Annotated in this window: 22 protein-coding genes and 1 riboswitch; of the genes, 19 read left to right on the top strand and 3 right to left on the bottom strand. The window is 36.6% G+C overall.

The genetic code is table 11. The features are described 5' to 3' along the window. The first annotated feature begins 2 nt into the window (after positions 1-2). From CALHY_RS08225 to melA, 3 genes are all read left to right on the top strand, one after another. Positions 3-1499 carry an arabinan endo-1,5-alpha-L-arabinosidase gene (locus CALHY_RS08225; RefSeq protein ID WP_013403502.1) on the top strand — a complete coding sequence of 499 codons (1497 nt, stop codon included), beginning with the start codon at positions 3-5 and terminating at the stop codon, positions 1497-1499. Positions 1500-1607: 108 nt separating this feature from the next. Beyond that, the gene (gene arfA, locus CALHY_RS08220) at positions 1608-3125 is read left to right on the top strand and encodes an arabinosylfuranosidase ArfA (protein ID WP_013403501.1); all 1518 of its coding nucleotides are present in this window, start codon (positions 1608-1610) and stop codon (positions 3123-3125) included. Between the two features lie 163 nt (positions 3126-3288). Beyond that, entirely contained in the window at positions 3289-4605 is a 1317-nt protein-coding gene (melA, locus tag CALHY_RS08215) for an alpha-glucosidase/alpha-galactosidase (protein ID WP_013403500.1), read from the top strand. Between the two features lie 91 nt (positions 4606-4696). Here the strand turns inward: melA and CALHY_RS08210 are convergent, their stop codons facing one another. Beyond that, positions 4697-5179, bottom strand: coding sequence for a GNAT family N-acetyltransferase (locus CALHY_RS08210; protein ID WP_011917090.1), 483 nt, complete (start codon positions 5177-5179; stop codon positions 4697-4699). A 158-nt stretch (positions 5180-5337) separates the two neighbouring features. On the opposite strand from CALHY_RS08210, the gene ruvC reads away from it, so the two are divergent. The 16 genes from ruvC (at position 5338) to purB (ending at position 18521) form a co-directional block, all read left to right on the top strand. Then, complete coding sequence (gene ruvC, locus CALHY_RS08205) at positions 5338-5838, top strand: crossover junction endodeoxyribonuclease RuvC (RefSeq protein WP_011917091.1); 501 nt, start codon at positions 5338-5340, stop codon at positions 5836-5838. Further along, positions 5835-6428: a Holliday junction branch migration protein RuvA gene (ruvA, locus tag CALHY_RS08200; protein ID WP_013403498.1), complete on the top strand. Its 594-nt coding sequence runs from the start codon at positions 5835-5837 to the stop codon at positions 6426-6428. Before ruvC ends, ruvA begins: the two co-directional genes overlap by 4 nt. 32 nt (positions 6429-6460) lie before the next feature. Beyond that, positions 6461-7477, top strand: a complete 1017-nt coding sequence (ruvB, locus tag CALHY_RS08195; protein WP_013403497.1) for a Holliday junction branch migration DNA helicase RuvB — start codon at positions 6461-6463, stop codon at positions 7475-7477. After that, complete coding sequence (locus CALHY_RS08190; RefSeq protein WP_049772019.1) at positions 7474-8049, top strand: epoxyqueuosine reductase QueH; 576 nt, start codon at positions 7474-7476, stop codon at positions 8047-8049. Before ruvB ends, CALHY_RS08190 begins: the two co-directional genes overlap by 4 nt. 127 nt (positions 8050-8176) lie before the next feature. Further along, positions 8177-8488 carry a 50S ribosomal protein L21 gene (gene rplU / locus CALHY_RS08185; protein ID WP_013403495.1) on the top strand — a complete coding sequence of 104 codons (312 nt, stop codon included), beginning with the start codon at positions 8177-8179 and terminating at the stop codon, positions 8486-8488. 15 nt (positions 8489-8503) lie between these two features. Next, a complete protein-coding gene (locus tag CALHY_RS08180; protein WP_013403494.1) occupies positions 8504-8845 on the top strand; it encodes a ribosomal-processing cysteine protease Prp in 342 nt (113 codons plus the stop codon). Next, positions 8829-9128, top strand: coding sequence for a 50S ribosomal protein L27 (rpmA, locus tag CALHY_RS08175; RefSeq protein ID WP_013290701.1), 300 nt, complete (start codon positions 8829-8831; stop codon positions 9126-9128). The genes CALHY_RS08180 and rpmA overlap by 17 nt, the downstream gene beginning before the upstream one ends. A 104-nt stretch (positions 9129-9232) precedes the next feature. Further along, positions 9233-10516 carry a GTPase ObgE gene (obgE, locus tag CALHY_RS08170; RefSeq protein WP_041723402.1) on the top strand — a complete coding sequence of 428 codons (1284 nt, stop codon included), beginning with the start codon at positions 9233-9235 and terminating at the stop codon, positions 10514-10516. 108 nt (positions 10517-10624) lie between these two features. After that, complete coding sequence (locus tag CALHY_RS08165) at positions 10625-10810, top strand: hypothetical protein (RefSeq protein ID WP_013403492.1); 186 nt, start codon at positions 10625-10627, stop codon at positions 10808-10810. 115 nt (positions 10811-10925) lie between these two features. Further along, entirely contained in the window at positions 10926-11213 is a 288-nt protein-coding gene (yhbY, locus tag CALHY_RS08160) for a ribosome assembly RNA-binding protein YhbY (protein ID WP_013403491.1), read from the top strand. A gap of 72 nt (positions 11214-11285) precedes the next feature. After that, a riboswitch (SAM riboswitch) is annotated at positions 11286-11407 on the top strand. 112 nt (positions 11408-11519) lie between these two features. Further along, the gene (locus tag CALHY_RS08155) at positions 11520-12797 is read left to right on the top strand and encodes an O-acetylhomoserine aminocarboxypropyltransferase/cysteine synthase family protein (RefSeq protein WP_013403490.1); all 1278 of its coding nucleotides are present in this window, start codon (positions 11520-11522) and stop codon (positions 12795-12797) included. A 121-nt stretch (positions 12798-12918) separates the two neighbouring features. Next, positions 12919-14064 (top strand): homoserine O-acetyltransferase MetX, encoded by a 1146-nt coding sequence (metX, locus tag CALHY_RS08150; protein ID WP_013403489.1) that lies wholly within the window; start codon positions 12919-12921, stop codon positions 14062-14064. Continuing rightward, positions 14061-14783, top strand: coding sequence for an MBL fold metallo-hydrolase (locus CALHY_RS08145; protein ID WP_013403488.1), 723 nt, complete (start codon positions 14061-14063; stop codon positions 14781-14783). The genes metX and CALHY_RS08145 overlap by 4 nt, the downstream gene beginning before the upstream one ends. Positions 14784-14813: 30 nt before the next feature. Continuing rightward, positions 14814-15707 (top strand): dipeptidase, encoded by an 894-nt coding sequence (locus tag CALHY_RS08140; protein ID WP_041723153.1) that lies wholly within the window; start codon positions 14814-14816, stop codon positions 15705-15707. A 129-nt stretch (positions 15708-15836) separates the two neighbouring features. Further along, complete coding sequence (locus CALHY_RS08135; RefSeq protein ID WP_013403486.1) at positions 15837-17030, top strand: pyridoxal phosphate-dependent aminotransferase; 1194 nt, start codon at positions 15837-15839, stop codon at positions 17028-17030. 60 nt (positions 17031-17090) lie between these two features. Then, the gene (purB, locus tag CALHY_RS08130) at positions 17091-18521 is read left to right on the top strand and encodes an adenylosuccinate lyase (protein WP_013403485.1); all 1431 of its coding nucleotides are present in this window, start codon (positions 17091-17093) and stop codon (positions 18519-18521) included. A gap of 49 nt (positions 18522-18570) precedes the next feature. On the opposite strand, the gene CALHY_RS08125 is transcribed toward purB, so the two are convergent. Further along, on the bottom strand, positions 18571-20286 hold the full coding sequence (locus tag CALHY_RS08125) for a methyl-accepting chemotaxis protein (protein ID WP_013403484.1): 1716 nt from the start codon (positions 20284-20286) through the stop codon (positions 18571-18573). A gap of 94 nt (positions 20287-20380) precedes the next feature. After that, positions 20381-23749 (bottom strand): reverse gyrase, encoded by a 3369-nt coding sequence (rgy, locus tag CALHY_RS08120; RefSeq protein ID WP_013403483.1) that lies wholly within the window; start codon positions 23747-23749, stop codon positions 20381-20383. Positions 23750-23808: the final 59 nt, after the last annotated feature.

Raw genomic sequence — 23808 nt, 5'->3', positions numbered from 1 at the left:
AAATGAGTGTGGGAAATAAAAATTTGATTTTAAAAGGTGGACTTTTAATTCTTCTTTGTGTAATAGTTGTTTTAGTAAATGTATTGGTATTTGCATCAGTAGGCAAAAAAGATATTAGTGTTTCATCAGCTAAGAATATTAAAGTAACTTACCCTAAAGCACCTCCAAAAATAACCTTATATGATCTGTCAATTATAAACGATGAAAAGAAGTGGACGGTCAACAATGTTCATGACCCTGCAATTATCAAAGCTGATAACGGATGGTACTATATATACTCTACTGATGTAAAAGTTGGAGGTGTGCCAAAACCAGGAATACAAATTCGAAAATCAAAAGATTTGATTAACTGGCAGTTTGTTGGATATGTATTCAATGGAAAAGATTATGTTTATGGTGGTATTCCAAAAGGTGCTTATGAATGGACCCAGGCAACAAATCTTTGGGCTCCAGATATAAAAAAGATGAATGGAAAATACTACCTTTATTATGCTGCATCTCAATTTGGAAAGAATCAATCGTATATTGGTTTAGCCACAGCTACAAACCCAGAAGGGCCATGGAAAGACGAAGGTGAGGTTATAAAAACAAAACAGGGTGATGTTGTCAACGCAATTGACCCATGCCTTACATTTGATGCAAATGGTCAGCCCTGGCTTGTGTATGGTTCTTTCTTTGGGGGAATATATATAATCAAAATTGATAAAAAAACAGGCAAGCCCGCTGAAAAAGGGTTTGGAAAGCTTATTGCAAGAAGAGATATGAGTGTTCAAGATGCAATCGAAGGACCGTATATCATTTACAATCCAAAATTTAAAAAATATTATCTTTTTGTCTCATATGATTCGCTGTTTAACGATTACAATGTTCGTGTTGGAAGGTCAGACAAAATTACTGGACCGTATAGAGATTACAATGGCAAACTTATGACTGATATTGAATCTCCCCCTTCTGAAGTTGGAACTAAGATTTTGGGCGGTTACCATTTCGAAAATGATGATGGTTGGATTGCACCAGGACACAACTCTGTACTGATAGATGGGAATGATTATTATATAATCCATCATGCAAGAGGAGCTTTAGATAAAAATTGGCCTTATCTACATGTACGGAAAATCCTTTGGACAGATGATGGATGGCCTGTTGTATCACCTGAGAGATATGCGGGTGAAAAAGAACAGGTTCTGTCTAAAGACTTGGTTGTTGGTATTTGGGAAAGGATAGTGCTTGACCCGTATGATTATCTCCAATCAGAGCCCGTAAAAATTACTCTTCTTAAGAGTGGAAAGATAAATTCTGAAAATAGTAGCGACTTTTGGACATTTGTTTCTCCAAATACGATAAAACTAAACTGGTGCAAAGATAAAACCAAAAAGATTTATGAAGTTGAAACTGTCAAGATCATACCAGCATGGGATTGGGAGAACTGGAAGCCCACCTTAGTCTTCACTGGTCTTAGCAACAAAGGAATTGCGGTTTGGGGGAAGAAAGTAAAATAAAGAGCTTGTAAAGAGTCATACGAGTTTAAAAAAGTTTGCGGGGTATGACTCTTTGAAAATAAATATTTTTAAAATCATTACTAACTTTGAGGGAGGATGAAAAGAAACATGAAAAAAGCAAAAGTCATCTACGATAAGGAGTTCGTAATCGGGCAAGTAGACAAGAGAATCTACGGTTCATTTTTGGAACACATGGGAAGAGCAATATACACAGGAATCTATGAACCAGACCATCCGCAGGCTGATGAAATGGGGTTTAGAAAGGATGTTTTAGAACTTGTTCGGCAGCTGAATGTTCCTATTGTAAGATATCCGGGCGGCAATTTTGTGTCGGGGTATAACTGGGAAGACGGTATTGGTCCAAAAGAAAAAAGACCGAGAAGACTTGAGCTTGCGTGGAGAGCCATCGAGACAAATGAGGTTGGTGTAAACGAATTTGTTGAATGGGCAAAGAGAGCTAATACCTCTGTTATGATGACAGTAAATCTTGGTACACGTGGAATTGATGCAGCAAGAAACTTAGTTGAATATTGCAACTTCCCAGGCGGCACATACTACAGTGATTTGAGACGTCAGCATGGTTATGAACAGCCGCACAACATAAAAGTATGGTGTCTTGGGAACGAGATGGATGGTGACTGGCAGATAGGTCATAAAACAGCCCATGAGTATGGCAGAATTGCAAGAGAGACAGCAAAGGTTATGAAGTGGATAGATCCAAGTATTGAGCTTGTTGCAGCGGGAAGCTCAGGTCCCAAAATGCCAACATTTCCTGAGTGGGAAGCAATTGTTTTGGACCACACATATGACCTTGTAGATTATGTTTCTCTACATGTGTACTATGGAAATCCTGAAAAGGACACAAAGAACTTTGTTGCAAAATCACTTGAAATGGAAGAGTTTATCAAAACAGTTATATCAACAATTGACTATGTAAAGGCTAAAAAGAGAAGTAAAAAGGTTGTCAATATCTCATTTGACGAATGGAATGTGTGGTACCATGCTCATCTTGAGGGGAAAGACCAGAAAGCAGAACCCTGGGCACAAGTCCGTGCTATTGCTGAAGAAGATTATGTGTTCGAAGATGCAATTTTGGTGGGATGCATGCTGATTGCGCTTTTGAAACACTGTGATAGAGTCAAGATGGCGTGCATGGCACAGCTTGTAAATGTAATTGCCCCAATTACCACTGTAAAGGGTGGAATTGCTTACAGACAGGTAATCTATTATCCTTTCATGCATGCTGCAAACTTTGGACATGGAGTTGCACTGCTTCCTAAGGTAAATTCTCCTAAATATGATTCAAAAGACTTTACTGATGTTCCATACATTGAAACAGTTGCAACATACAATGAGGAGAAGAATGAAATAACAGTCTTTGCAGTTAACAGAGATTTAGAAGAGGAGATGCAGGTAGAATTTAAGCTTGATGGTTTTGAAGGCTTTGAGGTTGTGGAGCATATTGTATATGAAAGTGATGATATTTACAAAGGAAACACTCAAGATAAGCCTGACAATGTTGTGCCCCACAAAGGTGGAATTTCAAAGATAGAAGGCAATGTTTTAACATCCATATTGCCCAAATTCTCATGGAATGTTATCAGGTTAAAGAAGAAAGAAAATTAATTACATTGCAAAGCTAAGCAAGACAGCTTCTTAAAGAGTATAAAATTTAAGAAGCTGTCTTGTTTGTTTTATAAAATCTAATAGAAGTTTCAAAATTATTAGATTTAAATACAGCGGCCGAAAGGTTAAAATAAAAGATATATTCATGGAAGGAGATGAGAGTATGCTCAAAATAGCTATCATAGGTGCAGGAAGTGGAGTTTTCACAAGAAACTTGGTAAGAGACATTTTGTCATATCCAGAGCTAAGAAACTCTACAATAGCGCTTATGGACATTGACAGTATAAGGCTTGAATTTATGAGAAAAGCTCTGCAAAAACTCATTGACCAGGAGAAGTATTCTACCCGGCTTGAAGCCACAACCGATAGAAAAGAGGCTTTAAAAGGTGCAAAATATGTGGTTGTCACAATACAAGTTGGAGGTTTAAAACCTTACGAATATGACATTTACATTCCTCTAAAATACGGTGTAAAACAGGCAGTTGGCGATACAATAGGTCCAGGTGGAGTTTTCAGGGCTCTGCGAACAATACCGGTTTTACTTGACATTGCAAAGGACATGGAAGAGCTGTGTCCTGACGCACTTTTGCTCAATTATGTAAATCCAATGGCAATGAACTGCTGGGCGTTAAATAAAGCTACGAACAAAAAAAATGTAGGGCTTTGTCACAGTGTTCAAGGAACTGCTGAATTTTTAGCAAAGATTATTGGGGCAAAAATGGAAGAGGTTTCATACTTATGTGCAGGTATAAACCACATGGCATGGTTTTTAAAATTTGAGTGGAATGGGAAAGATGCATATCCTCTTATAAGAGAAAAGGCAAACGACCCGGAAATTTACACACAAGATGTGACTAAATTTGAGATACTAAAACATTTTGGATATTATGTAACAGAGTCAAGTTTTCACATGTCTGAATATGTTCCCTATTTTAGAAAGAGCGACGATTGGATAAATAGAATACATAAAACACATTCATGGCACAAAGAACATTACAATGGTATGTATCTACACTGTTGCTTAGATGCTGCGAAGACTTTACTTGATGACCTGAAGAAAATGGCAGAGGCAGACTACATCGACCCAAAAAGAAGTAACGAATACTGTGCAACTATCATCCATTCCATAGAGACAAATACTCCAGCTGTGATAAATGGTAATGTTGAAAACAAAGGTTTAATAACAAATCTACCTGAAGGATGCTGCGTTGAAGTACCATGTTTGGTTGACAAAAATGGTATTCAGCCAACTTATGTTGGAGATCTTCCTCCACAGCTTGCAGCTTTGAACAGAACAAATATAAATGTTCAAGAGCTAACTGTTCTTGCTGCTTTGATGGGTGATAGGGAAGCAGTTTATCATGCAATTATGATGGACCCTCTCACAAGCGCTGTTTTGGATTTAGACCAAATACGCCAGATGGTTGATGAGATGTTTGAAGCAGAAAAAGAATGGCTGCCAGAAAAGTTTTATAGGTAATATTGATTAATATAGAAATTAAAGTCAAAAAGGGCTTTGCATGCACAAGAAGCTCAAAATTCCCTTTTTACAATGAGCCCTGCAAAGCCCTTTAGTTTTCTTCATCATATTCTTTACACAAAAGTGCTCTAATATACCCATTTTCATTTGATGTTGATACAATGTAAAAGCCTCTTGCATAATAAAATCGAACAAGGTCGCGAACCTTTGAAGCTGTGTGAAGATAAACCTTTTTGACCCCAAGTTCTTTTAGTCTTTCATCTACCACCTTCATAAGAGCTTTTCCAACACCGTTATTTTGATAGTTGAGTCTTACTCCAAACCTGCTTATATATGCTGTTTTGTCAGGAAATATCTCTACTCTAATAGTGCCTACAATTATTCCATCCATAAAAGCAACATAAACCTCTTTTGTGTCAATATCCCTTTTTATATCCTCTTCTGTTTCGTTTACAGCTGCATTTTTGGCAGGGTCAATACCTGCAAGTTCACAATACTTTGTAAATGCCTCTTTTGTTATCTCTTTTATAGCCTTTACATCATCATAAGTTGCTCTTCGAACCACAAATTCCATTATTCTTTCCTCCTTCAATGCATAATTATAAGTTAAAAAGAATAAAAATGCAAGCATATATTTTGTGGATAAAAAAATTAAATTGTGCTAAAATGAATAAAGAATCAATGTTTGTGGAGTTTAAAAATTCGAAATATAGAGAAAGGATTTGAGAAAAGTTGCGAGTGCTTGGTATTGACCCCGGGATTGCGCTGACTGGTTATGGAATTATAGAGTCTAAAAATGGCTCAGAGTTTAAAGTAATCGACTATGGCAGAATAGAAACTTCGAGCAGTCTCAAAAAGTCGATGAGACTTTTACATCTTTATACTGAGCTTTGTAGCATAATTTCGCTGTATCAGCCTGACGTTGTTGCAATTGAAGAACTTTTTTTCAGTAAAAACTCCAAAACTGCTATCACAATTGGTGAGGCAAGAGGTGTGATTATTCTCACATGTATTCAGAATAACCTGAGCATTTACGAATATACCCCCTTGCAAGTTAAACAATCCATAACTGGATATGGTAGAGCAGATAAAACTCAAATACAAAAAATGGTAAAAAGTCTACTTGGTCTTTCTGAAATTCCTAAGCCAGATGATGTTGCAGATGCTTTGGCTGTTGCGATGTGTCATATACTGTCAAGCTCTTCGGTACTTTATCAGGAGGATGAAGTATGATAGATTCTATTGTGGGAACCATCCAAGAGGTATTTAATAATTATGTTATCCTCAATTACAATAACATATACATAAAAATATTTTGCAATGGTACAAAATTTTCTGAATTTTTAGGCAAAGAAAAGAGAGTGTATGTTAGCCTAAAGTTTAACGAAAATTTATCAGAGATTGAATGTTATGGCTTTTTGACAAGGGAAGAAAGGGAACTTTTTTTAAAGCTTCAGAAGGTAACCGGTGTTGGCAGCAAATTAGCTCTTCAGATTCTTTCCTCAATAGACTTTCAAGAGCTTATTGTTGAGATTGCAAAGGGAAATGTGGCAAGACTTGAGAAGGTAAAAGGAATTGGGAAAAAAACTGCGAGCAGGATAATTCTTGAGCTCAAAGAGACACTCAAAAAAGAGTTCAAAGTGGGTTCTACTTCAGGTAAAGAAGAAAAAACTTACGAAAAACTTGAAGAAATATCTTTGGCACTTTTATCCTTGGGGTATGACATTGATGAAGTGAACCAGGTTCTTTCATCCGAAGATTTTTCTGAACTTTCTTTGGAAGATGGAATAAAACTTGCTTTGAAAAAGTTATCAAAGATTTGAGAAAAAACCAATTCAAAGAGGAATGAAATAAAATGGAGAGATTACTGGATAATAAATTTTCTATTGAGGATGTTCATGAGGAGTCACTGCGACCAAAGACACTTGAAGATTATATAGGCCAGCAAAAGGTGAAAGAAAAGATAAAAATCTTTATTGAAGCTGCCAAAAAAAGAAAAGAACCTCTTGACCATGTACTCTTATATGGTCCGCCTGGTCTTGGGAAAACCACCTTGGCAAACATCATTGCAAATGAAATGGGAGTTGATATAAAAGTAACATCTGGCCCTGCAATAGAAAGAGCAGGCGACCTTGTTGCTATTCTTACAAATATTGGCGAAAATAATATTCTGTTTATTGATGAAATTCATAGACTAAACAGGACAATCGAAGAGGTTTTATATCCTGCAATGGAAGACAAAAAGGTTGATATTGTGATTGGTAAAGGTCCGTCCGCGAAGACCATAAGATTGACTTTGCCACCTTTTACACTCATTGGAGCAACAACAAGGGCAGGTCTTTTATCATCACCGCTGAGAGACAGGTTTGGAATAATAGAAAGGCTTGACTATTACACAGTTGAAGAGCTAAGCCAGATTGTTATGAGGTCTGCCAGCATTTTAAAGTGCGATATAGAAAAAGAAGCATGCATAGAGATTGCAAAGCGCTCAAGAGGAACTCCGAGGGTTGCAAACAGGCTACTTAGAAGACTTAGAGATTATGCTATGGTAAAGCATACAGGAAGTATAACATATGAGGTTGCAAAAAGTGGTCTTGAGATGTTTGAGGTAGACGAATATGGACTTGACCTTGTTGACAGAAACATTTTGGAAGCAATAGTTTACAAGTTTGGTGGAGGGCCTGTTGGACTTTCTACAATTGCAGCTGCCATTGGCGAAGATGAAGGGACAATTGAAGATATCTATGAACCTTATTTGATTCAAGAAGGTTTTTTAGTAAAGACTGCGCGTGGAAGAGTTGCAACTCAAAAAGCTATAAATCATATAGCAAAGATAAAGTTTAAGCTCAAAGAGAGTGGTGATAAAAGATGAGGTTACTTATGCACACATGCTGTGGACCTTGCAGTGTGTATCCTTTGGAGAAGCTAAGTGAAGAGGGGCACGAAGTTTTTGGGCTTTTTTTCAATCCAAACATTCATCCTTATACAGAGTTTAAAAACAGATTAGATTCAGCAAAGCTTTTTTATGACCTGCGCGGTAAAAAACTCATTGTAATAGATGAGTACCCTTTGGAAGAGTTTTTGCGAAACTGTGCTTTTAGAGAAAATGCAAGGTGTATTTATTGTTATTCTGTAAGATTAGAAAGAACAGCGCTAATTGCAAAGAAAAGTGGATTTGATGCATTTACAACTACTCTTCTGGTGAGTCCTTATCAGAAACATGAACTTATAAAAGAGCTTGGAGAAGCAATTTCTAAAAAATATGAAATTGAATTTTACTACAGAGACTTCAGAGAAGGATTTAAGGAAGGAAGACAGAAGGCAAGAGAAATAGGACTTTATATGCAGAAATATTGCGGCTGTATTTACAGCGAAAAAGAGCGATTTTACAAAAGAAAAAACGATAAAGACCTAAAGGCTTTTGAGGAAAATTTGCTATTGTAATGGGCAATATTCAATGCTATAATATTGAATGTTGTTTTATGAGCGCTCGCAAAGGGCAAATTGCTCCCGTAGCGGCGTGCATGTGGATTTGAAAAATTTCTTAAAAGCAGGAGGTTTGAAGAAGAGGATGTATGCAATAATTGAAACAGGTGGAAAGCAATATAAGGTGCAGGAAGGCGATGTTTTAAAGGTTGAAAAATTAAAAGCTGATGTTGATTCTGTGGTAAAGATTGACAAGGTGTTGGCAATTTCGTCCGATGATGGATTTGTTGTTGGAAAGCCGTACGTAGAGGGCGCATATGTTGAAGCAAAGGTTTTGGAACATGCAAAAGACAAAAAAATCATAGTATTTACTTACAAATCAAAAACAGGTTATCACAGAAAGCTTGGACATCGCCAGTGGTATACAAAGATTCAGATAACAAAAATAGCAAAGTAAATTAATCTGCCAAAGATGATTGAAGCTACTTTTTTAAAATCACGAAAGAAAGGGTATTATAAAATAGTTGTCAAAGGGCACAGCCATTTTGCCCCAAAGGGTAAAGACATAGTTTGCAGTGCAGTCTCTTCAATAGTACTTGCAAATGTAAATGGCTGCATTGAGATATTGAAAGCTGAGCATTCGTTGAAACAAAAAGAAGGCTATTTGGAATTTGAAGTGTTAAATAACAATGAAGAAGTAACAAAAGGCTGTTCACTTCTTCTTGAAACAGCATATTTAGCGTTAAAAGAGATAGAGTCTCAATATCCAAAATATGTTAAAGTGGAGGTGAAAGAGGATGAAGTTAATATTTGACATTCAGCTTTTTGCACACAAGAAAGCTGGTGGTTCAACAAGAAACGGAAGAGACAGCGAATCAAAAAGACTTGGTGTTAAAAGGTCAGACGGTCAGTTTGTTTTGGCAGGAAATATTTTGGTAAGACAGAGAGGGACTAAATTCCACCCAGGCAAAAATGTCGGTCGTGGTGGAGATGACACACTTTTTGCTTTAGTAACAGGGTATGTAAAGTTTGAAAACAAGAGAGGAAGAAAAGTTGTGTCTGTTATTCCAGCTGAAGAGATGGTTGCTGTTCAATAAAAATCTATTATGGTTTAACGCTTTTCAAAAAGAGGCAAACTGACAAAAGAGGTTTGTCTCTTTTTTTGTATCTTTTAGTTGTTCTTAAAAGAGGTGAGATTTTCATGTTTGTGGACATAGCAAAGATTTATGTCAAAGCAGGGGATGGGGGAGACGGCATAGTTGCGTTCAGACGTGAAAAGTACGTTCCAGCAGGAGGTCCTGCAGGTGGCGATGGCGGAAAAGGCGGAGATGTTATATTTGTTGCTGACAGGGAGCTGAACACCCTGCTTGATTTTAAATACAAAAGACATTACAAGGCACAAAACGGTGAGCGTGGCGGACCTAACAATATGCACGGCAAAGACGGTGAGGATTTGATAATAAAGGTTCCTGTTGGAACTGTAATAAAAGATGCTGAAACTGGTGAGATAATTGCTGACCTGTCACGAGAAGGCGACAGGGCAATTGTTGCGCACGGTGGTAGAGGTGGCAGAGGAAATGCCCATTTTGCAACAGCCACAAGGCAAGTTCCAAGGTTTGCTGAGGTTGGGGAGAAAGGGGACGAGCTTTGGGTAATTTTGGAGCTAAAAGTCTTAGCAGATGTTGGACTGATTGGCTATCCAAACGTTGGTAAGTCAACCTTCTTGTCCGTTGCAACAAACGCAAGACCTGAGATAGCAAACTATCCATTTACAACAAAGTATCCAAACCTTGGAATTGTTTATATTAGCGAGGGTGAGAGCTTTGTTCTTGCAGATATACCGGGGCTTATTGAAGGAGCAAGCGAAGGAGCAGGTTTGGGCCATCAGTTTTTGCGACATGTTGAAAGGACAAAGGTTTTGATTCATATTGTTGATGTGTCGGGAAGTGAAGGAAGAGAGCCTGTTGAGGATTTTATAAAAATCAATGAGGAGCTTAAAAAATACAGTCCAGAGCTTGCACAAAAACCTCAAATTGTTGCAGCAAACAAGATGGACCTTCCTGATGCCCAGGCGTATTTTGAACTTTTCAAAGAAGAGATTGAAAAGATGGGCTATGAAGTGTATCCCATCTCTGCTGCAACTGGCATGGGTGTAAGAGAGGTTTTAAAAAAGGCTTATGAACTTTTGAAGCAGCAAAAGGCAGCTGAAAATGTCGAAGAGGATGCAAAGCCGCGGACGTTTGTGTACTATAAGAAAAAGGATGTAAAGCCACTGACTATCAGAAAAGAAAATGGTATATATATTGTAGAAGGAACAGTTGTAGAGAAGGTTGCAAGAAACATAGTTTTAAATGACCATGACTCATTCAGGTATTTTCAAAATTTCTTAAACAAGCTTGGTGTCTTTGACAAGTTAAGAGAGATGGGAATCCAGGATGGCGACATTGTGAGGATACTTGATGTTGAGTTTGAATATTATGAATAAGTTTTAGATTTATCATAAAAATGGATATAGACAAAACAGTGAAAATGGGTTAAAATAATTGACAAGCAAAAAGAAATTCTTAAAAGGTTTGGAGGTTATCTTTTCTAAATGGAGTGCATCAATTGTGGGAACTGCAAGGTAGGTAATACCACATACTTTTGTTTTAAGGAAAACGGGTTTGTTGTGGATGTATCAAAACAAAAGGTGATTGAGAAGGTAAGAAGCGGTTGGAAAAAGGGGGATCCAGAGTACGAGAAGCAGCGGCGCAGGTCTCGAAAAGAAGTAGAGGTCTAAAGACAATAAAAAAACGCCGGCAGAAAGGCAAGTTCCTTTCTGCCGTTTTAGTTTATAAATAGCGAAAAAGAAATATTTTATCAAAAATTAAATTCAAAAAGAGGTGAAAAATATCTTGCTAACATCTAAGCAAAGAGCAAAACTCAGGGGCATGGCAAATACAATGGATGCAATTATTCGAATTGGCAAGGAAGGGATTACAGAAGGGGTGCTCAAACAAATAGATGAAGCACTCACTGCAAGAGAGCTTATAAAAATTGCCCTTGAGAAGAACTGTGAGATAGAGCCGAAAGAAGCGATAGCTTATATATGCGAAAAACTAAACGCAGAGCCTGTACAGGTGATTGGTAGAAAAATTGTTATTTACAGAATGTCTGAAGAAAATCCAAGAATTCAGATTTAAAAAGTAGGGTATTGACCAATAGAATTATTAATGGTATAATCAAAACAACAAAATTGAATATCAGAAAATTACTTCTTATCAAGAGTGGCGGAGGGACTGGCCCAATGAAGCCCGGCAACCGGAAAAAGGTAGGGGTGCCCTTTTTCTTGGTGCCAATTCCAGCAGGTATTTTTAAAATACCTGGCAGATAAGAAGTAAGAAGATTTTGAAAAAAGTCTTCTTGTAGCTTATCTGCAGGAAGACTATTTTTTTATCCTTTTTGAAAACCAGGATATTATAAAAATTAACGAAAGGGGAAAAGAGAAGATGGAAGAAAGAAAATATGGTTTTGATACTCTTCAACTTCATGCAGGGCAGTTCGTTGACAGAGAGACAAAATCAAGAGCTGTTCCAATATACCAGACAACCTCTTACATCTTCGAGACACCTGAAGAGGCAGCAGACCTGTTTGCGCTCAAAAAAGCGGGAAATATCTATACAAGAATAGGAAATCCCACAACAGATGTATTGGAAAAAAGAATTGCAGCACTTGACGGTGGGGTTGGAGCTGTTGCAACATCTTCAGGGCAGGCTGCTATCACTTATGCGATTTTAAATATCGCAAGAAGCGGTGATGAGGTTGTTGCGGCATCCACTTTATACGGCGGAACATACACCCTTTTTGCTCATACATTAAGAAAACTTGGTATCACAGTAAAATTTGTAAATCCTGACTATCTAGAAGAATTCGAAAAGGCAATCACAGACAAAACAAAGGCTATATTTGTAGAAACTCTTGGAAATCCCAATATAAACATACCTGATTTTGAGGCAATAGCTGAGATTGCCCACAAGCATGGAATTCCATTTATTGTAGACAATACATTTGCAACACCGTATCTATTTCGACCCATTGAACACGGTGCAGATATTGTTGTGTATTCAATGACAAAGTTTTTGGGCGGGCATGGAACGTCAATTGCAGGGATTGTTGTTGATTCTGGTAAATTTGAGTGGAATGAAAAGTTCCCAGATTTAATTCAGCCAGACCCAAGCTACCATGGACTTATTTACACAAAAGAGTTTGGAAATGCTGCATACATTGCAAAACTAAGACTTACGCTCTTGCGCGACATTGGTGCTTGCCTCTCACCGTTTAATTCGTTCTTAGTACTGCTTGGTGTTGAGACGCTCTCTTTGAGAATGCAAAAACATGTTGACAATGCAATGAAACTTGCCAAGTTTCTAAATGACCATCCAAAGGTTGAGTGGGTGAACTACCCAGCTTTAGAAGGTAACAAGTATTATGAGCTTTACAAGAAGTATCTTCCAAAAGGACCGGGTGCAATCTTCACATTTGGCCCAAAAGGCGGGTACGATGCTGCAAAGAAGATTATCAACAATGTAAAGCTCTTTTCACACCTTGCAAATGTTGGCGATGCAAAGTCGCTCATCATTCATCCTGCATCAACAACCCATCAGCAGCTGACAGAAGAAGAGCAAAGGGCAGCTGGAGTTTTGCCAGAGATGATTAGACTCTCTGTAGGTATTGAAGATATTGAAGATTTAATATATGATATTGAGAGTGCACTGAATAAAGTGTAAAATAGTTTTTAAGCTGACATTTCAAGTAGCAATGAAAGATTGCTCCAAAAACCAATGCTTAAGAATGAAAACGGGGCAATCTTTCATTTTAATTAATATTCTTAGTGGGGGTAAAGGAAAGTTGGAAAAATTTGAGTTCTGGGAAGAGGGTTATAAAAAATTTGTACGATTTGCTCACAACAAGGATTTTGTATTAGAAAGTGGAAAAACATTTGGACCAATCACTGTTGCGTATGAAACCTATGGGGAAATAAATAAAGAAAAGAATAATATCGTCCTTATAACCCATGCACTGACAGGCGATTCTCACGTTGCAAAACATTCAGAAGATGACCCCAAGCCCGGGTGGTGGGACAAGTTTGTTGGACCTGGCAAGATGATTGACACAAATAAATATTTTGTAATATGTTCAAATGTATTTGGAGGCTGTCAGGGGACAACAGGTCCATCTTCTGTTGACCCTGAGACAGGAAAACCTTACGGTGCAAGGTTTCCTATAATAACCATAAAAGACATGGTAAATGTTCAGAAAAAGCTTTTAGAAGCGTTAAAAATAGACCATATACTATGTGTTGTTGGCGGTTCCATGGGCGGAATGCAGGCTTTGGAGTGGGCTGTGAGCTATCCGGATTTTATGGATGGGGTTATAAACATTGCATCGCCACTTAAACTTAACGCGCAGTCAATTGCATTTAATGAAGTTATGAGAAGGGCTATTATGGCAGACCCAAACTGGCACGGTGGAGATTACTATGACAAGACAGGACCTTCTCAGGGACTTTCAATTGCCAGAATGCTTGGCATGATAACATACCAGTCTGACAAGCTCATGGACAGAAAGTTTAACCGCCGAATGAAAGACCCTGTTGAGAGCTTTTTTGAGTCGTTTAACACTGAGTTTGAAGTAGAAAGTTATTTACACTATCAGGGTATGAAACTTGTTCAGAGGTTTGATGCAAACACGTATCTTTATCTCACACGCGCAATGGACCTTTATGATTTGGGAAGGACATATGGCAGTGAAGAGGAGGCTTTAAGACGAATAAAGGCTAAATTTTTACTTATTGCCATAACCTCTGATATACTCTTTCCGCTATCTCAGATGAGATATATGAGAGACAAGCTTTTAGAAGCTGGGGTTGACCTTGTTTACAAAGAGATTGAGTCTGATTATGGTCACGACTCTTTTTTGGTGGAAGAGGAAAAATACAGGGATATTATATCTGAATTTTTAAAATTACTCTATAATGAGGAGATGATAAAATGATATTAAATATCTTAGGAGCAAGAGGACCTTATCCAGCAAAGGGTGAGCCTACATCAGGGTATCTTTTGAAGACAAAAGAGGCAAATATTCTGCTTGAGTGTGGAAGTGGAGTTTTGACAAGGCTTTTAAACTTTATTTCTTTTGACGAGATTTCATTTATCATCTGCAGCCACCTTCATGCTGACCACACAAGCGATTTGGGAGTTTTGAGGTACTATTTTGCATCAAGAGGAAAAGAGATAGACCTTTATATTCCATCTGAACCAAAAGAAGAGTATGAGTTGATAAGAAAAGGAGTGTACAGAGTTAGGGATATTGAAAATAATATGGAAGCAAAAATAGGAAATCTTACAATCAAGTTTTTAGAAGGTCAGCATCCTTACAAAAGCTTTGCTGTGAGAATTGAAGAGGATGGGAAGATTTTTGGATTCTCAGGTGATACAGGATTTAAAGAAGAACTGATAGAATTTTTCAGGAATGCAGATCTGCTTTTGCTAAACGCAGCATACACAGACAAGGAAGTGGAGAAAATTGAACCTGAAAAGAGATTCCATTTGAGTCCAAAACAGGCAGCTGAAATTACAAAAAAAGCAAATGCAAAGCTTCTTGTTTTGACCCATTTAAAGCCTGAATGCAACGAAAAAGAACATCTTCTGTCTGCAAAAGAGGTTTTTGAAAATGTTGTTCTTGCGGCAGATAAAGATACAATAGAATTTTAATATACAGAGAAAAATATGAGAGTTTTAAAAATGTTTGCAGATGCCCACAATGATACGGTAACCACCGCTTTTTCAAAAGGTGAAAATCTTTATAAAAATTCATGTCAATTTGATTTTAAAAGAGCAAATAAAGTTGATTTAAAACTTCAATACATGGCAATATGGCAAGACACTCGTCAGGAAGGCATTGATTTTTTGAAAAATGCCTTTTATTTTTTGGACAGAATAAATGAGTATGAAATAAACAATGTAGGTTTAAGCCAAAAAATCGAAGATGGTATGATAAATGTTTTACTTTCAATCGAGGATATATCTTTTATAAATGACACATATGAGATAGAGCTTTTAAAACAAAGAGGAGTAAAAAGTGCAACACTTTCATGGAATTATGAAAATAAACTTTGCGGCGGTGCATATTCAGATAAAGGTTTGACAAGTACAGGACGGGAGGTTTTAAAAAAATTACTTGAAGAAAACTTTATCATAGACCTTGCACACGCATCAAAGAAGACTTTTTTTGATGTTGTAAAGCATCTAAATAAACCTTTTATAGTTAGCCATTCTAATTGTTTTAGCTTATGCCCGCACCCACGAAACCTTACAGATGAGCAGATAAAAATTGTGAGAGATTTTGATGGCATAATAGGAATCAATTTTTATTCTCCATTTGTAAAAGATGAAGGTAAAGCTAATTTGAATGATGTTGCCAGACACATAGCATATATTGCAGAGCTAATTGGTGCACAGTACATTTCGTTTGGGTCTGATTTTGATGGAGCAGATGATTTTACAGATGGCTTGAGAGGAGTTGAAGATTTGCCAAACATACAAGAAGAGCTTAAAAAATGGGGATTTTCTGAAAAAGAGATTATGGACATTTGCTATTTTAATCTTACAAGGTTTACTGAAAGATTTTTAAAATGAAATTTTTATAGCCGCATCTTGCGTTTTTAGTTGAAAAAGTCTTAGTTTTCTGTACCAATACTATTGAAAAATGCATATAAATATGATATAGTATTGCAAAAATGATTTGAAGGAGAGAAGCGATAAAAAATGAAATATTCTCAAAGAGCACTTAACATTTCAGCATCACCAACACTTGCAATCGATAGCCTTGCAAAAAAATTAAAAGAAGCTGGCGAAAACGTAATTGGATTTGGTGCGGGTGAGCCTGATTTTGATACTCCGGATAATATTAAGTATGCTGCAATTTCAGCTATTGTAAAAGGGTATACAAAATACACACCAGTTGCGGGGATTAGCTGTTTAAAAGAAGCTATTGCAAAGTATTACAAAGAAAATTATGAGGTAGATTACTCTCCAGATGAAGTGGTTGTTTCAAATGGTGCAAAGCATTCTCTTATGAATGTGTTTTTTGCACTTTTAAACGATGGTGATGAGGTACTTTTGCCATCACCATATTGGGTTACATATCCAGAACTTATAAAGCTTGCAGGTGGGAAGGTAGTAGTTGTTCCAACAACAAAAGAAAAGAATTATAAGATAACTTTATCTGACCTTGAAAAATATACAACGTCAAAAACAAAAGCAATTGTGTTAAATTCACCTTCTAATCCCACCGGTATGGTATATACATATGAGGAGCTTAAACAAATTGTTGAGTTTTGTATTGAAAGAGAAATATTTATTGTTTCTGATGAAATATATGACAAGTTGATTTATGATGGCAAAAAACACATATCAGCGGCATCAATAAATGAAAAGGCGAAAGAGTTTGTAATTGTTGTAAACGGTGTTTCAAAATCGTATGCGATGACAGGATGGAGAATTGGTTATACCCTTTCAAACAAGGAATTTACAAAGATTATGTCAAACCTTCAGAGCCACACAACCTCAAACCCGAATTCAATTGCTCAGTATGCTGCGTATGAAGCTCTGGTAGGGCCACAGGATAGCGTAAAAAAGATGATATGCGAATTTGAAAAGAGAAGAGACTTAATTTACAGTCTTGTAAATGATACAAAATTTTTATCTGCTCTAAAGCCCGAAGGTGCATTTTATATCTGGGTTGACATATCTGCTGCTGTTGGAAAGAGTTTTGAGGGTAAATTAATAGATTCGGCAAATACGTTTGCAAAACTTCTGTTGGAAGTAGAAAAAGTGGCTGTAGTTCCAAGTGAAGGATTTGGAATGGAAAATCATATCAGACTTTCATATGCAACATCTGAGAAGAATATAAGAGAAGGGCTTGAGAGAATCAAGAGGTTTGTTGAAAAGCTAAGTTAGTAGTATAATATATGGTATCAAATGCTAAAGAATTGATAAGTAATGGGGATGTGAAGTAAGGTGAACGATATTTATGAGACACCACTAAATTCAAGATATGCAAGTGATGAGATGAAAAGGCTTTTTTCAAACGATACACGTTTTAAGCTTTGGCGCAAACTTTGGATTGCACTGGCAGAGGCACAAAAAGAGCTCGGTCTTGATATTACAGATGAGCAGATTGAAGAAATGAAAAGATATGCGGAAGATATAAACTATGAAGTAGCAAGGCAAAAAGAAAAAGAGCTCAGGCACGATGTGATGGCGCATATCCATGCGTTTGGCGAGCAGGCCAAAAAGGCAAGACCAATAATTCATCTTGGTGCAACAAGCTGTTTTGTCACAGACAACGCAGATATTATCATTATGTACGAAGCGTTAAAACTTATCAGAAAGAAACTTGTAAACTGCATAAAGGTTTTGTCCGACTTTGCTCTAAAGTATAAAGATATGCCTACCCTTGGATTTACGCATTTTCAGCCTGCACAGCTGACAACTGTAGGTAAAAGAGCAATGCTCTGGGTTCAAGATTTGGTTATGGATTTAGAGTTTTTGGAGTATGTTATGGAACATACTTATCTGAGAGGAGTAAAAGGGACAACTGGCACTCAAGCAAGTTTTATGGCACTTTTTGATGGTGATGAAGAAAAGGTCAAGATGCTTGACAAGCTTGTATGCAAAAAGATGGGGTTTGAAAAAAGTTTTCCGCTGACATCCCAAACATATCCTCGAAAATATGATTTTCAGGTCTTATCAGTTTTAGCTTCAATTGCGCAAAGCAGTTACAAGTTTGCAAACGATATAAGACTTTTGCAACACTTAAAGGAAGTTGAAGAGCCCTTTGAGAAAACTCAAGTTGGTTCATCTGCAATGGCGTACAAGAGAAATCCTATGAGAAGTGAAAGAATCTGTGCCTTGGCAAGATATGTCATGGTGAATATTCAAAATCCGCTGTTTACAGCATCTGTTCAGTGGCTTGAAAGAACATTGGATGATTCGGCAAACAGAAGAATATCAATCCCAGAAGCCTTTTTGGCGGTAGATAGCATATTGAATCTTTACCACAATGTAGCAAGTGGACTTGTTGTGTATGAAAAGATGATAGAAAGGCATATACAGCAAGAGCTTCCGTTTATGGCAACAGAGAATATATTGATGGAAGCTGTAAAGCGTGGCGGTGACAGGCAGGATTTGCATGAGAGAATAAGAAAGTATTCCATGGAAGCTGGAAGAAATGTCAAAGAGTTTGGGAAAGAAAATAATCTTATAGAGCTTATTTCAAATGACCCAAGTTTTAAACTTTCAAAAGAGGAGATTGAGGTTATTTTAGACCCCAAGAAGTTTGTGGGAAGGGCACCTTCGCAGGTGCAAGAGTATTACGATGAATATGTCAAACCAATACTTGAAAAATATAAAAATGAGCTTAATTTTGAATCGCATGTTAATATATAAAAGAGGGACTTTTACCTTTGAAGGTAAAAGTCCCCAATTTTTTAAATTTCTATATCTTAAATATTTCAACTTTTTTGGCCATTTGCTGAGCCAAGTTTTCTAAGTTTTTCATTGTTGATGCAATTGTCTGAGCTGTTGCAGTTTGTTCTTCTGTTGATGCGGCAGTTTGCTGGGTTGCAGCGGCAGTTTCTTGAGCGATACTTGCAATGTTAGCAATTTCTTGAGATATTGCAGAGATGCTACTGCTTGCTATTTCTGCACTTTTTGTCACGTTATTTATCATTTCAATTAAGTCTTTTGAGAACTGCAAAATTTGTAAGTAAACCTCTTTGGTCTGTTTTGTTATGTTATCTTGGGTTTCTAATGTCTTGTTAAACACTTCAAATTGATTAGAAATTGTTTGGATATTTTCGTAAATATCCTTTAAGAGCGTTCCTATTTGTTTTGCAGAGGTTGATGTCTGCTCGGAAAGTTTTCTTATCTCATTTGCAACCACCATAAAACCTTTGCCAGCCTCACCAGCTCTTGACGCCTCAATTGATGCATTCAAAGCAAGAAGGTTTATCTCTTTTGAAAGGTTTGTTATGAAAGAGGTTATCTTAACAATTTCATTGCTCATCTCAGAAAATCTTGTCATAATATTTTGCACATCTTGCCATATTTCTTTTACGCTGTTCATGTTTTGTTCCTGGGATAAGATTAACTCCTGCCCATAGTTGATTGTCTGATGTACAGCTTGGACTGAAGAGTAAGCCTCTTTCATTTTTTCATAAATGTCCTGTACAGAATTTGAGAGGAAAGATAGCTTCTCACTTGACTTTTCAATTGAGCTTGCCTGTTCAGAGCTTCCCTTTGCAACATCCGAAATTGCAAGTGCTATTTGCTCTGACACATTTGCAATCTCACTTGATGCAGATGTAAGCTCCTTTGCAGCATCTAAAACTGAACTTGCAACATCTTTTATTTGTTTTATCATATCCTTTAGATTTTTACTCATCATAATAAAGGCACTCGTTACCTTTCCAATTTCATCTGAGCTGATAGTTTTAAGTTCATCTGTCTTAGACAGGTCAAAATGCGAAAGTAGATCTGCCATCTTTTCAACCTGTGAAAGCCTTCGACCAAGTGATAATGTTATTGTGAAGATGAGAAGCATGGCTATCAAAAGTATTAAACCTGCGATTAACCTAATGGTCATTTTAATCTTGTTTTGATATTCAACCAAGTCGTCTATGTAAATACCTGTACCAAGTACCCAGCCCCATGGTTTGAACAATGCTACATATGACATTTTCGGGTAGAGCTTTTTTGTATTGGGTTTTTCCCATTGATACTTTACAAATCCTTCTCCTTTTTTCTTAACAATATCAACCATTGCGACAAAAAGTTTAAATCCTGTTGGGTCTTTGTAATTGCTCAAATCTTGTCCTTCTAATTCTTTGTTGAAAGGATGCATAACCATTTTTGGTTGCAAGTCATTTATCCATATATAGTCTGTAGTGTTGTACCTTAGGTTTCTAATTATCTCTTTTGCAGTATCTTGAGCTTGCTGCTGCGATTTTTTACCAGATTGTTGTAATTTATGCTCATTTTCGCAAATAGAAACTGCTACTTGAACAATATTTTTCAGTTTATTTTTTACCTGATTTTCAATGGTTGTCATGACAGAGGGGATGATATAAGCTTCTAAGGTGATGATAAAAGCTAAAAAGATAAAAGAAAAGAGAAAAACAAGCTTGGTTCTTATTTTAACATTCTTAAACAAAACCAATACCTCCTCTTTTAAGTAAACTAAGATTGCTTTTGTGTTTCTAATATATTTTTACCCAATATTAAACAGGCAAAAAACACAATCTTTTTTACTTGTTTAAAAGTACACTTATATCATTGTAAAGTTCTTGTAAAATCTCCTGGTAATCTCTTTTTCCCTCTTCTACTATGTCCATGAGCTTTTCAAGCTCGCGTGTGGTTTGCTCATTTACGTATTCACCATATTTTTGTGAAAGATAAGAATATACCTTCTTACCAAGCGATGTTGACCTTATTCTTCTAAAGCTATCTTCAAAAACATACCCTCTTTTGAAAAGTGTTTCTACCATCTTTGCATATGTTGAAGGCCTTCCTATGTTTTTCTGTTTCATTTCGTCAATAAGGCTTGCCTGGGTATAAAGCTGAATAGTATGTTTTTTATAACTTCGCTTGTCAGTGATGCTGTAGTCCTTATTTTCAAACAAAGGGTAAATCTGCATAGGAAGAAATTCCAGCCAGCCCTCTTCTTCTATTTTTACAGGGATGTCCTTGACAATTTCAATATCATTGATTCTAAAATGTACTTTTTGAACCAAAACCTTAGGATTTTTCATTTGGCTGCTCATAAACCTGTTGAAAATGAGCTGATAAACTTTTATGTGATTTTGTGATATACCCTGTGCATATTTTTCATAGGCAAGCTCTTTTAGTTCCTCAGGTGATATAGGTTTTACAGGTCTTATTGCTTCATGAGCACCTTCATCTCCAACACTTCTTGGTAAAAACAATTCTTTTTTACCCACCTTTTCCAAAAACATTCTTGCAATGTTCTGGCCTGTTGCTGAAATCCTTGTTGAGTCTGTTCTGTGATAAGTGATAAAGCCGTGCTCAAACAAAAACTGCAAAATCTCCATTATTTGCTGCACACCCAAATTTAATTTCTGTGAAGCTAAGGATAACAAAGAAGAAGTCGAAAATGGGGCAGGTGCAGGTATTTCTTCTATTTTCTGATCAACAACTTCTGCTTTTACTCTTTCGCACTCTTCTTCTCCTTCAATTTCAAGACTATATCCATTTTCAAGTTTTAAAAGGGTAAATGTTCTTTCACTTTTTGCATATTCCTTTTCTCTTTCAACAATCCAGCCAAGGATGGTTGACTGCACGCGCCCAGCAGAAAGATTGTAACTTTTAAAGTTTTCTTGAAGCTTTGAAGAAAGCTCAAATCCTATCCATCTATCTTCTATTCTTCGCACAATTTGAGATTTTACAAGGTTTGTGTTGAACTGTCGTGGGTTTTTCAAGGCACTGTCAAGACCATAGCGTGTAATTTCATGCATTTCAATTCTTTTGATATTACTATTTGCAGGCTTTATATACTGTGAAATGTCCCATGATATCTTTTCTCCTTCAACATCAGGGTCTGTTGCAATCAATACTTCGTCAACCTCAAGCGCAAGCTCACGCAATGTTTTTAAGATTTCTTTTTTATCATCAATTGTATTGGATGCGCATTTGGGACAGCTATCAAGCTCATCTGTAAATTGTGTATTGCATTTCATGCAGCGTTTAATAGAGTTGTAATAGGGAATGAATTTTCCATCATGGTACTCAACACCGTGCAGCCCTTTTTTTGTCTCAAGGTCGTACACATGCCCTTTTGATGCAGTGATAAGCAAAATTCCTTCCGGTGTTATCGATTCATATACAGAAAGTTTACCATATCTTCTTGTTGAGGCTTTCTCCAAGAATTTTGATATTGTATCAGCTTTTGTTGGGGATTCAACTATCATAAGTCTTGATTTTGTGTCGTTTACGTTAAAATCTTCATTTCGGCTTTTTCGGCTTTCTTCTACCTCCATTATTAGACTTTCAAGATTTACTTCGCTTTCGTCAATCCATTCCTCATCAAGCAAAAACATAAGTCGTGACTTTAAACTCTCAAAAATAGTATCATCTTCTTCAAAAAGAATTGAAACTCCTTTTGTCAGGTTCATTCCAAACATTCTCGAGGTTCTTCCAGAACCCTGGATGTATGTTGGAACGTCTGGAATAATTAATTTACCATCGTCGGTTAATTTCAGGTGCGAGAATATTTTGTTTACAATTTTGCTGTAATCTTCATAAGATATATATTTTGAAACAAGCTGTCTAAGCTTTTCTGTTTGTAAGTACTCAACGTTTTTAAAATATTCCTTAAGCTTAGGATGATTATCAAGGTATTCAACAAAGACCCTTTCAAGTACAAATCGAGGAGCTTTATCCATGTCAATCAAAAATCTAAAACAAGGTGTTTCCCAAAAGATACAGTATTTTATGCGTGAAGGTAAGTCAATTCCTCTTATTAGCTTTCCATAGTAAGAAGAAACGCCACAGATGACATTCAACTTTCCTTCTTTGAAAAATTCAAACTCCTTCTCAAAATCATTCCATGTAGCTCCAATTTTAATACCATTTTCTAAAAGAAATTTAACAATTTCTTTTCCTTCTTCCTCAGTGTTGACAAACAGAAGTATACCATCTTTTAAGATATTGATTATTTCAAGCAATTTTTCATTTGACTTATTTTTGATTCTTATATTGGTTATATTTCTTATATTAAATGTAAATCTGCCAATTTCAAAACCCAAGAGTTCTCTGAAGAGAAGAGGCTTTAATCCCTGCGGCTTTGCTGTTGCTGAGGATACTATGAGCATTCCCTTATTTTTAGAACCATTTGAAACTGTATCTTGCCCATTTTCTTTATTTTTGCTTCTCAATCTTTCGGTTGCTTTTTCAATCTCATCTTCTGAAAAGCCTATCATCTGAAGTAGTGTATCGATGTTCTTTGAAGATTTCAAAATAGCGTCTACATCATCTACAAATACAAGGTCAAAAAACATTTTTGAGAGAACATCTTTTCTTTTTGAAATAAACTGAGAAGATACAATGAGTATTTCAAAATCTTGAGATAAAAACCTTTGCTCAAACTCTTCCTTTTCGCTCTTTGTCATGGAAGAGTTAAATAACAAGATACGAATGGCATCTGCGTTTTGGATTTTTGATTTAAATTGGTTGAGTCTTTCAAAAGACTGCTGGGCAAGTGAGATTGTGGGGAATACAAGCGCTGATTTTTTACCATGTAGCGCTGAAAAAAGGCTTGCTACAAGTCCAAAAGTGGTTTTACCAACTCCTGTTGGGGCAACAAGCGTGAAGCTTTTTGAAAGCAAAAACCGTCTTGCCCATGTTCTTTGGTATCCCGTCATGGGTTTGTGGAAAATAAGCTCAAAAAACTTTTCAAACATACTATAGATTTGCTGAAAATTCCAGTATAGTTGGTAATGTTTCAAGGACCCTTTCTTTTTTAATGACTCAAATATATTTTCATTAAGCTGCTCTTGTGCCAGACACTCCTCGCATGGGAGTCCTTTTTCGTTTCTTGTATCTGTATTTATCCCACCACAATTTATGCAAGAGTGATAGTATTTTGCTCCTGTTGCCAATCAGCATTCCTCCTGATGTTTAAGTTTTAAACACTTCTATTTTTCAATAATACTAAGTG

Origin of the sequence: Caldicellulosiruptor hydrothermalis 108 (genome assembly GCF_000166355.1) — a bacterium.
Classification (GTDB): Bacteria; Bacillota; Thermoanaerobacteria; order Caldicellulosiruptorales; family Caldicellulosiruptoraceae; genus Caldicellulosiruptor; species Caldicellulosiruptor hydrothermalis.
This window is presented reverse-complemented; position numbering and strand designations above follow the sequence as displayed.